Below are 13,964 nucleotides of genomic sequence, written 5' to 3'. Positions count from 1 at the left end.
ACCACAAAGATTTTAGATTTATCAAAGCTAATTTTCACAGATATTTTTACATTTTCAGCGAGAATCAGTGTGCCATTTTTTGTGAACGTAACTTTACAATTCCCAATATTATTATTCTATATTTTTGTTTCTGAATTACAATTTAAATACTTTTCAGTTGTAATATCAACGAAAAATCATCTAATTAATGATACAACTCCAGTCTTTTCAATGGTTTTGTCGTGTTTATTTTTCGCTTTTACTTTATAAATATAATTACCCATCATACTGGGTGTATCATTATCTGGTTGCAGACCCCTCCAACCTTGAGTAATATCCTTACTTTCAAAAATAATACCTCCCCATTTATCATAGATTACCATTTCAAATTCTACAATGCCTTTTCCTTGTGCTAAAAACTCATCATTCATTCCGTCTCCATTTGGTGTAAAGGCAGTCGGGAGAAAAATAGATGGAGCCGGTTTAATTGTCAGAATATTTGAATAAACCTCAAGAGGAAGGTTTACATACGGTATACCAGCAACTTTGAAAGAGGTTGGTTGAATTGCTCTGATTCTTACTTTTGCTTCATCATACATATCAAATTCTTGTTCTAATCTATCAATTTTATTAAATGTAGCTGATAGTTCGTTTGTTTTGAACAAAGTCTTACGATTTATCGAACCATTATTATTAACAATATCAACATAATATTCTACAGGTTCTGCATCTTTTAATTTAGAGAAAGGTGTCCATTTAATAATATTTGCATTTTCATTAGAAAGATAAATACTGCAAAATGGCTCAGATAATTCTGCTTGCTTCCCATTGTTATCTATATAGCTAACTTTATAACAATACGACCGACTATTAACATCCACATTAATATCTGTAAATGAATTTGAATTAGAACGCCCAATTTCTTTATAATCGTTTGAATTATCTTCAGCCCTAAAGTAAATATATTTAGTTACGTTTATATTGTCTGTTCGTATTACATTAATCAGAATCTTTTTCCAATCTAGGGTTGATACAGAAGCAAAACCAACCGATATAGGCTCAGGCACTTGCGAATAACACACTTTTATTGTAAAAACAAACGCTAAAACAATAAACAACACGTTCTTCATATTGATATTTAATTTAATTATAATAAAAAAACAGTATAAAAACTGAAGTATTTTCAAGTATACTTTTGTTGAAAGTATTATTGGTTAAAGAGTGGAAAACCAAACCTTTAACCAATAATTTCAGACAAATACACCTACTAATTCGGATTATTAAATAGTTTTGTTAGCTAACTTCAGTTTTGAGATTTATCTTACTAAAGTAAAGAAATTAACTCTTTGCTCTTTTTCATTACTCAACTTCAATGCATAATAGTAAGTACCATCTGGTAAACCTTCTTTGTCGAATCTTAACCCTTGATTACTTTTGCCATCCCAGCCTGTTTTCGCTACTTCACCATCCTTATCTTTGTACACCAATTGTCCCCAACGATTATATACCTCCAAATATTCTATATTTGTTCCTACTGGTGTAGAAATGATGAATATATCATTTTTACCATCCCCATTTGGAGAAAAACCAGAAGGTATAATCAGCTCGCCTATATTACTTGGGAATTCTATTGCCGTAGGATCATTTTCGTCAACTCTAATTTCTACTCCTGCATTAGATACATCGGATACTATTTTACCATTTCCAATTGCCTTCGCGAAAGCATTACTAGCGTACTCACCTTTGTAATTTCCATTACAAATACTTACTGTGTAAAATACAGAATCTATTTGCCCTACCTCCAATGTACTGGTCGAATCTGCAATTAGTAAGTTAGCATTCTCTTTCCCATCAAAATAAGGATTCACTTTCAGAGTACTATTTAAACCAGTACGAGGATTTCCAATTAATTGGAATGATTCACTTTTCTCAAAAGTTTTAGCTAAACTGTCTATTACTTGAACATTTTTCAATTGAATATCGCCAATGTTCTTAACCAAAGCTAAGTATGTGACCTTATAGCAAGTGTTGCTTACTTTAATAGTATCGTAAACCGATAATGCAATTCCAAGTGCAGGCTGATCTGGAATAGTATTAATTTTAAATTGAATCGGAGTAGGTTCATCATTATTGCTTGGGTCTCCATCTCCATCTGGGTCTGGATTTATACCATTAGTTGATGTATCTACATTATTTGCCGAACTTGCTTCTGCTATATTAAAGAAATTTGAAACATTTGCGTTAGCTAAATCTACCCTAACTGTAAATCTCAATGCTAATTTTTGACCAACTTTAATACTACTCAGGGAGTCAATCAATAAGTTAGTATTTGTCCCACGACCTGTATATGTTAGATTTGCTACTAAACCTTTATCTGTATTTATTTTAATTGTATCATTTAAGATTATAGCTCCATTACCAAATGCACGGTCTAAATCATCCTTTACCTGTACATTATTCAAATCAACTCCGCCTAAATTTGTAACATAAATAACAAATGGGACATCGTAAGTTTTATCTTTCACTAAAATAGCCGGTTCACAAACTTTACTAATGCCAATTTTTTGATTTTGTATTGGGTCATTAATAATACACTCACTTGAATTGTTTGATAAAACATTATCTATTTCATTAATTTTATATAATTCAGCTTTATTAATAATTTTTCCTGCCACCATAACCCTTGTAGTATAGGTAAATATAGTGCTATCGCCTGCTTTCAAAGTATCAATAGGAGCTAAGATAATTCCATTTTTATAGGTAATATTCGAGCCAGCGAATTCAAACTTTAAACTATTTGGCAAAATATCTCTTACAGTTATGCCCGTTGCCGTATTATTACCAACATTCTTAACTACCAATTTATATGTTACAAGTTCATTTAAAGGTATCTCCTTCGAAGAAGCAATTTTCTTCACAGCTATATCAACTATATCTCGACCAGGTTCAACAACGACACCCTCCCCTTCACAGTTTTTATTATTCACTTTAATACTTGTAAAGTCACTGTAACATCCGAGGCCACTTCTCTCAAAAACATAGTATGTACCCGCTGTAACCACACTCGGATTTGTCACAAGTGGAGAGTTGGGAGAACTTGTTATATGAAACTCCATTTGACCTCCTTCTGAAGTAGATTCACTTAAAATAGCACTATTGAGGTCTGCCGTATTATATGGACAAACATTGTTTATTTCACTAATTACTTTAGGTGAAGACACACCTTTTGCCACTGTTACAGTTACCTCATTTGATTTTTGACTTTCACATAAACCGCTTATTGATTTACAAATTGCTGAATATATAGTCTTCTCTATTTTCGGAGATACTTTGATAACAGCACCACTTTGGCCATCAGACCATTCAATTATACCAACACAACCTGAGGCAGTTAACGTAGCTTCTCCTCCTGAACATAAAACGCTATTTTGGCAAGATACAAATGGTTGATTTGGACGACCAATTGGAATGGCAATATGTTCTGAACTTATACTTACACATTCGCCAATTTTACATTTGGCACTATAAGTTGTAAATCCATCCGGCTTAACAGAAATTGTAGTTCCTATACTACCATTTGACCAAATTACTTCACCATCACAGCCATAAGCTTTAAGTGTAGCAGTTTCTCCAATACAAACTAAAGTAGTACTACACGCTAAAGTAGGTACATCAACAACCCCTAATTTGATTAGAACTGTATTTGATACTTTACTAATACAAGTATTGGAAACCTTACAAACAGCCGTATAGGTAGAGGTAGTTACTGGTTTTACCGTTATACTTGAACCTGATTGGCCATTTGACCAAATGATAGTACCCTCACAATTTGTTGAAGTCAATGTAATTGTTTCTGACTTACAAATATTTGTTTTTGACGCTGTAATTGTTGGAGTAGTAACCTTACATACACCACAATCAGAGCCAATTAGTATTGTATTTGAGTTAGCACTCATTCCACAATCATTTTGACAATTTGCAAAATAACTACCAATGGCAGACACTTGAATTTGAGTTCCAGTTGCTCCATTATTCCACAAAACATTACCATTGCAACCCGTTGCATTAAGTTGGGCTTGTTCATTGTTACAAATATTAGTTTTATCTACAATAATGTTTGGTGCCGTTGGCTTCGTTTTTACATTTATAGCGATTTGTCCTGTAGAAGTACATCCTTCAATTGGAGTATTACAAACAGATAAATTGATATTCGTTCTACCCAAACATATAGCAATAACATTCTCAATATTATTTCCAATTGATAAACCTTCGATACTTGAAGAATAAGCAATTGCAGAAGCTCTATAATTACCTTTTAATACATCTGCAAAAGTTGGTATTGAATTTATTTTCAAAATTTTACCACTTTCATCTAATAATAAATAACGTGTGGTTATACCTGCTTCTGATGAACCTCCTACAGTTTTAAGCGTGATATTTCCTTCTGGGAAATCGCAAATTGTTTGATTTGCACTTACACATTTTGCTGTATATGTTTGAGAAGCATTTGCTATAACTGAAATTGAACTTCCAGTCGCACCATTTGACCAAATAACTAACTGATTACATCCACTTGCTTTTAAGGTAACTTCTTCTCCTTCACAAACATCTGTAGGACCAGTTACAAGTAAATTTCCACTTATGTTATTAACTTTTATTTCTATCGAACTACTTAAACTTTCACATCCACCACTTACTTCTATACATTTTGCAGAATAAACCATATTACTCATTGGAGTAACCTTGACAATGCTTCCTGTTTGATTAGTATTCCATACAACTTGCCCATTACAGCCAGTAGCCGTTAATGTAACTGCCTCACTTCCACAGACAGTAACCTTATCCGCATTAATCAGTGGTGATGATGGTACATTGCCCGTTGTGATTACTACCACATTACTTGCACTACTTTCTCCACAATTATTCATACACGTGGCTGTGTAACTGCCCGAAGTTCTTATTGTTAAGCTACTACCTGTAGACCCTGTACTCCATTTCACATTTCCACTACAGCCCGTTGAAACTAATGTCGCTGTTTCTCCTGTACATAAAATTGTTCTATCACTACTTATCGATGGTGATGATGGTACATTGCCCGTCGTGATTACTACCACATTACTTGCACTACTTTCTCCACAATTATTCATACACGTGGCTGTGTAACTGCCCAAAGTACTTATTGTTAAGCTACTACCTGTAGACCCTGTACTCCATTTCACATTTCCACTACAGCCCGTTGAAACTAATGTCGCTGTTTCTCCTGTACATAAAATTGTTCTATCACTACTTATCGATGGTGATGATGGTACATTGCCCGTCGTGATTACTACCACATTACTTGCACTACTTTCTCCACAATTATTCATACACGTGGCTGTGTAACTGCCCGAAGTACTTATTGTTAAGCTACTACCTGTAGACCCTGTACTCCATTTCACATTTCCACTACAGCCCGTTGCAATTAATGTTGTTGTTTCTCCTGTACATAAAATTGTTCTATCACTACTTATCGATGGTGATGATGGTACATTGCCCGTCGTGATTACTACCACATTACTTGCACTACTTTCTCCACAATTATTCATACACGTGGCTGTGTAGCTGCCCAAAGTACTTATTGTTAAGCTACTACCTGTAGACCCTGTACTCCATTTCACATTTCCACTACAGCCCGTTGCAATTAATGTTGCTGTTTCTCCTGTACATAAACTTGCTCTATCACTACTAATCGATGGTGATGATGGTACATTGCCCGTCGTGATTACTACCACATTACTTGCACTACTTTCTCCACAATTATTCATACACGTGGCTGTGTAACTGCCTGAAGTTCTTATTGTTAAGCTACTACCTGTTGCCCCTGTACTCCATTTCACATTTCCACTACAGCCCGTTGCAATTAATGTTGCTGTTTCTCCTGTACATAAAATTGTTCTATCACTACTAATCAATGGTGATGATGGTCTAGTGCTAGAGCTTATTAATAACTCATTACTATTTAGACTTTCACCGCAAATATTCATACATTTTGCGGTATAAACTCCCACTTTATTAACAGTTATGATACTACCAGACACCCCTGTATTCCAAACAACAGAACCATTACATCCAATAGCGGTCAAAGTTGTAAATTCACCTTCACAGATACTCGGTTTACTACTTGTAATAACAGCTACCATTGGTGGCGGTACATTTATGATTGTGACATTTTTTTGTCCCTCGACACTTCCACATGCATTTATACAAGTTGCTGTATAAATACCACTCTTGTAAACTTTTATTTCAGCATCCGTTTCACCTGAGCTCCAAACAATACTACCCACACTACATGTTGCTATTAACTTTACATGGGAGCCTTCACAACAAATTGTACTTTCCATTGCAAAATTAGGAGCACTTGGAATTATACCTTTACTTATTTGTACTACATTTGAGCGTGCACTCACCCCACACGCATTCGTACATGTTGCACTGTAACTACCACTCTCGCCTACTGTAACCGAGCTCTGAGTACTTCCTGTACTCCAAATAACCGTACCCGTACAATTACTAACTGTCAGATTTGCAACCTCATTTACACATATATCAGTTTTATCACTGACAATGATAGGTGCTACTGGAGATGTACCCTTGCTTATTTGTACTACATTTGAGCGTGCACTCACCCCACACGCATTCGTACATGTTGCACTGTAACTACCACTCTCGCCTACTGTAATCGAGCTCTGAGTACTTCCTGTACTCCAAATAACCGTACCCGTACAATTACTAACTGTCAGATTTGCAACCTCATTTACACATATATCAGTTTTATCACTGACAATGATAGGTGCTACTGGAGATGTACCCTTGCTTATTTGTACTACATTTGAGCGTGTACTCACCCCACATGCGTTCGTACAAGTTGCACTGTAACTACCACTCTCGCTTACTGTAATAGAATTCTGAGTACTTCCTGTACTCCAAATAACCGTACCCGTACAATTACTAACTGTCAAATTTGCAACCTCATTTACACATAAGTTTGTCAAGTTTGTAGTAACTAATGGTGTAGAAGGATTAATATTATCATTTACTAACGTAACTGTTGTACTTCCCACACATCCACTGCCATCTTTCACATAAAAATTGTAGGTACCTGCTACTAAACCACTGAATACATTTGTACTGAAATAGTTAATCCCATCGCGGCTGTAACTATAACTACCCGTTCCGCCAGTTGCCGTTAAACTCACACTTCCATTGCTGTTACCACAACTTGGTGAGGTCTGAATTCCTGTCAAACTAAGACTACTGTTATTACTTACTAATGTCAACGTCATACTTCCCACACATCCACTGCCATCTTTCACATAAAAATTGTAGGTACCTGCTACTAAACCACTGAATACATTCGTACTGAAATAGTTAATCCCATCTCTACTATAACTGTAACTGCCCGTTCCGCCAGTTGCCGTTAAACTCACACTTCCATTGCTGTTACCACAACTTGGTGAGGTCTGAATTCCTGTCAAACTAAGACTACTGTTATTACTTACTAATGTCAACGTCATACTTCCCACACATCCGCTGCCATCTTTCACATAAAAATTGTAGGTACCTGCTACTAAACCACTGAATACATTCGTACTGAAATAGTTAACACCATCTCTACTATAACTGTAACTGCCCGTTCCTCCAGTTGCCGTTAAACTCACACTTCCATTGCTGTTGCCACAGCTTGGTGAGGTCTGAGTCGCTACCAAGCTAATATTACTATCATTGCTCACTAACGTAACTGTTGTACTTCCCACACATCCGATGCCGTCTCTTACATAAAAATTGTAGGTTCCTGCTACTAAACCACTAAATATATTCGTACTGAAATAGTTAATCCCATCTCTACTATAACTGTAACTACCCGTTCCTCCAGTTGCCATTAAACTCACACTTCCATTGCTGTTACCACAACTTGGTGAGGTCTGAATTCCTGTCAAACTAAGACTACTGTTATTACTTACTAATGTCAAGGTCATACTTCCCACACATCCACTGCCATCTTTCACATAAAAATTGTAGGTACCTGCTACTAAACCACTGAATACATTCGTACTGAAATAGTTAATCCCATCTCTACTGTAACTGTAACTGCCCGTTCCGCCAGTTGCCGTTAAACTCACACTTCCATTGCTGTTACCACAACTTGGTGAGGTCTGAATTCCTGTCAAGCTAAGACTACTGTTATTACTTACTAATGTCAAGGTCATACTTCCCACACATCCACTGCCGTCTTTCACATAAAAATTGTAGGTACCCGCTACTAAACCACTGAATACATTTGTACTGAAATAGTTAACACCATCTCGGCTGTAACTATAACTGCCCGTTCCGCCAGTTGCCGTTAAACTCACACTTCCATTGCTGTTGCCACAACTTGGTGAGGTCTGAATTCCTGTCAAACTAAGACTACTGTTATTACTTACTAATGTCAACGTCATACTTCCCACACATCCGCTGCCATCTTTCACATAAAAATTGTAGGTTCCTGCTACTAAACCACTGAATACATTTGTACTGAAATAGTTAATCCCATCTCTACTATAACTGTAACTGCCCGTTCCGCCAGTTGCCGTTAAACTCACACTTCCATTGCTGTTACCACAACTTGGTGAGGTCTGAATTCCTGTCAAGCTAAGACTACTGTTATTACTTACTAATGTCAAGGTCATACTTCCTACACATCCACTGCCGTCTTTCACATAAAAATTGTAGGTACCCGCTACTAAACCACTGAATACATTTGTACTGAAATAGTTAATCCCATCTCTACTATAACTGTAACTACCCGTTCCGCCAGTTGCCGTTAAACTCACACTTCCATTGCTGTTACCACAACTTGGCGAGGTCTGAATTCCTGTCAAACTAAGACTACTGTTATTACTTACTAATGTCAAGGTCATACTTCCCACACATCCGCTGCCGTCTTTCACATAAAAATTGTAGGTACCTGCTACTAAACCACTGAATACATTCGTACTGAAATAGTTAACACCATCTCTACTATAACTGTAACTACCCGTTCCGCCAGTTGCCGTTAAACTCACACTTCCATTGCTGTTACCACAACTTGGTGAGGTCTGAATTCCTGTCAAATTAAAACTACTGTTATTACTTACTAATGTCAAGGTCATACTTCCCACACATCCGCTGCCGTCTTTCACATAAAAATTGTAGGTACCTGCTACTAAATCACTGAATACATTCGTACTGAAATAGTTAATCCCATCTCTACTGTAACTGTAACTACCCGTTCCGCCAGTTGCCGTTAAACTCACACTTCCATTGCTGTTACCACAACTTGGTGAGGTCTGAATTCCTGTCAAACTAAGACTACTGTTATTACTTACTAACGTAACTGTTGTACTTCCCACACATCCACTGCCATCTTTCACATAAAAATTGTAGGTACCTGCTACTAAACCACTGAATACATTCGTACTGAAATAGTTAATCCCATCTCTACTATAACTGTAACTACCCGTTCCTCCAGTTGCCGTTAAACTCACACTTCCATTGCTGTTACCACAACTTGGTGAGGTCTGAATTCCTGTCAAACTAAGACTACTATTATTACTTACTAATGTCAAGGTCATACTTCCCACACATCCGCTGCCGTCTTTCACATAAAAATTGTAGGTACCTGCTACTAAACCACTGAATACATTCGTACTGAAATAGTTAACACCATCTCTACTATAACTGTAACTACCCGTTCCGCCAGTTGCCGTTAAACTCACACTTCCATTGCTGTTACCACAACTTGGTGAGGTCTGAATTCCTGTCAAACTAAGACTACTGTTATTACTTACTAATGTCAACGTCATACTTCCCACACATCCACTGCCATCTTTCACATAAAAATTGTAGGTACCTGCTACTAAACCACTGAATACATTCGTACTGAAATAGTTAATCCCATCTCTACTATAACTGTAACTGCCCGTTCCGCCAGTTGCCGTTAAACCCACACTTCCATTACTGTTACCACAACTTGGTGAGGTCTGAGTCGCTACCAAGCTAATATTACTATCATTGCTCACTAACGTAACTGTTGTACTTCCCACACATCCGCTGCCATCTTTCACATAAAAATTGTAGGTACCTGCTACTAAACCACTGAATACATTTGTACTGAAATAGTTAATCCCATCTCTACTATAACTGTAACTACCCGTTCCGCCAGTTGCCGTTAAACTCACACTTCCATTGCTGTTACCACAGCTTGGTGAGGTCTGAATTCCTGTCAAACTAAGACTACTGTTATTACTTACTAATGTCAAGGTCATACTTCCCACACATCCGCTGCCGTCTTTCACATAAAAATTGTAGGTACCTGCTACTAAACCACTGAATATATTCGTACTGAAATAGTTAATCCCATCTCTACTATAACTGTAACTGCCCGTTCCGCCAGTTGCCGTTAAACTCACACTTCCATTGCTGTTACCACAACTTGGTGAGGTCTGAATTCCTGTCAAACTAAGACTACTGTTATTACTTACTAATGTCAAGGTCATACTTCCTACACATCCACTGCCGTCTTTCACATAAAAATTGTAGGTACCTGCTACTAAACCACTGAATACATTCGTACTGAAATAGTTAATCCCATCTCTACTATAACTGTAACTGCCCGTTCCTCCAGTTGCCATTAAACTCACACTTCCATTGCTGTTACCACAACTTGGTGAGGTCTGAATTCCTGTCAAACTAAGACTACTGTTATTACTTACTAATGTCAAGGTCATACTTCCTACACATCCACTGCCGTCTTTCACATAAAAATTGTAGGTACCCGCTACTAAACCACTGAATACATTCGTACTGAAATAGTTAATCCCATCTCTACTATAACTGTAACTACCCGTTCCGCCAGTTGCCGTTAAACTCACACTTCCATTGCTGTTACCACAACTTGGTGAGGTCTGAATTCCTGTCAAACTAAGACTACTGTTATTACTTACTAATGTCAAGGTCATACTTCCCATACATCCACTGCCATCTTTCACATAAAAATTGTAGGTACCTGCTACTAAACCACTGAATACATTCGTACTGAAATAGTTAATCCCATCTCTACTATAACTGTAACTACCCGTTCCGCCAGTTGCCGTTAAACTCACACTTCCGTTGCTGTTGCCACAACTTGGTGAGGTCTGAGTCGCTACCAAGCTAATATTACTATCATTGCTCACTAACGTAACTGTTGTATTTCCCACACATCCGATGCCGTCTCTTACATAAAAATTGTAGGTACCTGCTACTAAACCACTAAATATATTCGTACTGAAATAGTTAACACCATCTCTACTATAACTGTAACTACCCGTTCCGCCAGTTGCCGTTAAACTTACACTTCCATTACTGTTACCACAACTTGGTGAGGTCTGAATTCCTGTCAAAACAATTTCAGGGTAACGCTCTACAACAATTGGACAACATAAAGTCCCAGTACAACTCGAAGTACCCACACTTACGTCTGCTGTATATGTGTAACTCCCTTCGCTTGTGATCGTGTAGCTCTGACTTGTAGCCCCTACTATTATTTCACCATTTCTATACCATTGATAATTGTTGTACCCTGACGTTGCTGATGCACTTATCTCTATTTGAGCTCCCGAACAATATCTATATGGTACACTTGTACATTCTGTTGGACAATTTACCTCTACACTCGTTGTAGCAGTACACCCCTGCCCATCTCTAACTGTATATGTATGACTTCCATTTGATACATTAGTAAATACATTACTACTTACAAATCCTGACCCTCCTTCATTAAATTGGTATGGATTAATACCTCCAGTAGCGGTTAAAGTCACATTACTTGTACCGTTAGCACACGTAGCTACCGACGATAAAATAAGATTACTACTGCTATTTACAAGCGTAATCGATGTACTTCCTAAACACCCACTCCCATCTCTTACGTAAAAATTATATGTACCCGCTACTAAACCACTGAATACATTTGTACTGAAATAGTTAATCCCATCTCTACTATAACTGTAACTACCCGTTCCGCCAGTTGCCGTTAAACTCACACTTCCATTGCTGTTACCACAACTTGGTGACGTCTGAGTCGCTACCAAGCTAATATTACTATCATTGCTCACTAACGTAACTGTTGTATTTCCCACACATCCGATGCCGTCTCTTACATAAAATTGTAGGTACCTGCTACTAAACCACTGAATACGATTCGTACTGAAATAGTTAACACCATCTCTACTATAACTGTAACTACCCGTTCCGCCAGTTGCCGTTAAACTCACACTTCCATTGCTGTTACCACAACTTGGTGAGGTCTGAATTCCTGTCAAACTAAGACTACTGTTATTACTTACTAATGTCAAGGTCATACTTCCCACACATCCGCTGCCGTCTTTCACATAAAATTGTAGGTACCCGCTACTAAACCACTGAATACATTCGTACTGAAATAGTTAATCCCATCTCTACTATAACTGTAACTGCCCGTTCCGCCAGTTGCCATTAAACTCACACTTCCATTGCTGTTACCACAACTTGGTGACGTCTGAATTCCTGTCAAACTAAGACTACTATTATTGCTCACTAACGTAACTGTTGTATTTCCCACACATCCACTGCCGTCTTTCACATAAAAATTGTAGGTACCTGCTACTAAACCACTGAATACATTCGTACTGAAATAGTTAATCCCATCTCTACTGTAACTGTAACTGCCCGTTCCTCCAGTTGCCGTTAAACTCACACTTCCATTGCTGTTACCACAACTTGGTGAGGTCTGAATTCCTGTCAAACTAAGACTACTGTTATTACTTACTAATGTCAAGGTCATACTTCCTACACATCCACTGCCGTCTTTCACATAAAAATTGTAGGTACCTGCTACTAAACCACTGAATACATTCGTACTGAAATAGTTAATCCCATCTCGGCTGTAACTATAACTGCCCGTTCCGCCAGTTGCCGTTAAACTCACACTTCCATTGCCGTTGCCACAACTTGGTGAGGTCTGAATTCCTGTCAAACTAAGACTACTGTTATTACTTACTAACGTAACTGTTGTACTTCCCACACATCCGCTGCCATCTTTCACATAAAAATTGTAGGTACCCGCTACTAAACCACTGAATACATTCGTACTGAAATAGTTAACACCATCTCGGCTGTAACTATAACTGCCCGTTCCGCCAGTTGCCGTTAAACTCACACTTCCATTGCTGTTGCCACAACTTGGTGAGGTCTGAATTCCTGTCAAACTAAGACTACTGTTATTACTTACTAATGTCAACGTCATACTTCCCACACATCCGCTGCCATCTTTCACATAAAAATTGTAGGTTCCTGCTACTAAACCACTGAATACATTTGTACTGAAATAGTTAATTCCATCTCTACTATAACTGTAACTGCCCGTTCCGCCAGTTGCCGTTAAACTCACACTTCCATTGCTGTTACCACAACTTGGTGAGGTCTGAATTCCTGTCAAACTAAGACTACTGTTATTACTTACTAACGTAACTGTTGTACTTCCCACACATCCACTGCCGTCTTTCACATAAAAATTGTAGGTTCCTGCTACTAAACCACTGAATACATTTGTACTGAAATAGTTAATCCCATCGCGGCTGTAACTATAACTACCCGTTCCGCCAGTTGCCGTTAAACTCACACTTCCATTGCCGTTGCCACAACTTGGTGAGGTCTGAGTCGCTACCAAGCTAATATTACTATCATTGCTCACTAACGTAACTGTTGTACTTCCCACACATCCGCTGCCATCTTTCACATAAAAATTGTAGGTACCCGCTACTAAACCACTGAATACATTCGTACTGAAATAGTTAATCCCATCTCTACTATAACTGTAACTACCCGTTCCTCCAGTTGCCATTAAACTCACACTTCCATTGCTGTTGCCACAACTTGGTGAGGTCTGAATTCCTGTCAAACTAAGA

General features: G+C 37.8%; 3 protein-coding genes. All 3 read right to left on the bottom strand.

Translation table 11 applies throughout. The annotated features are described in order from the left end of the window. Positions 1-176: 176 nt before the first annotated feature. The gene (locus EMTOL_RS13465; protein ID WP_015029851.1) at positions 177-1,109 is read right to left on the bottom strand and encodes a T9SS type B sorting domain-containing protein; all 933 of its coding nucleotides are present in this window, start codon (positions 1,107-1,109) and stop codon (positions 177-179) included. Between the two features lie 186 nt (positions 1,110-1,295). Next, entirely contained in the window at positions 1,296-12,410 is an 11,115-nt protein-coding gene (locus EMTOL_RS22455) for a T9SS type B sorting domain-containing protein (protein WP_015029850.1), read from the bottom strand. After that, positions 12,407-13,957 carry a hyalin domain-containing protein gene (locus EMTOL_RS13455; protein WP_015029849.1) on the bottom strand — a complete coding sequence of 517 codons (1,551 nt, stop codon included), beginning with the start codon at positions 13,955-13,957 and terminating at the stop codon, positions 12,407-12,409. The genes EMTOL_RS22455 and EMTOL_RS13455 overlap by 4 nt, the downstream gene beginning before the upstream one ends. Between the last annotated feature and the right edge of the window lie 7 nt (positions 13,958-13,964).

Origin of the sequence: Emticicia oligotrophica DSM 17448, from assembly GCF_000263195.1 — a bacterium.
In the GTDB taxonomy this organism is placed as follows: Bacteria; Bacteroidota; Bacteroidia; order Cytophagales; family Spirosomataceae; genus Emticicia; species Emticicia oligotrophica.
Note: the sequence above shows the minus strand (reverse complement) of the source record. Positions and strands in the feature narration are given on the sequence as shown.

Excerpts from the sequence above, each read along its gene's own strand:
- EMTOL_RS13465 (WP_015029851.1), bottom strand. The coding sequence starts at position 1,109 with ATGAAGAACGTGTTGTTTATTGTTTTAGCGTTTGTTTTTACAATAAAA.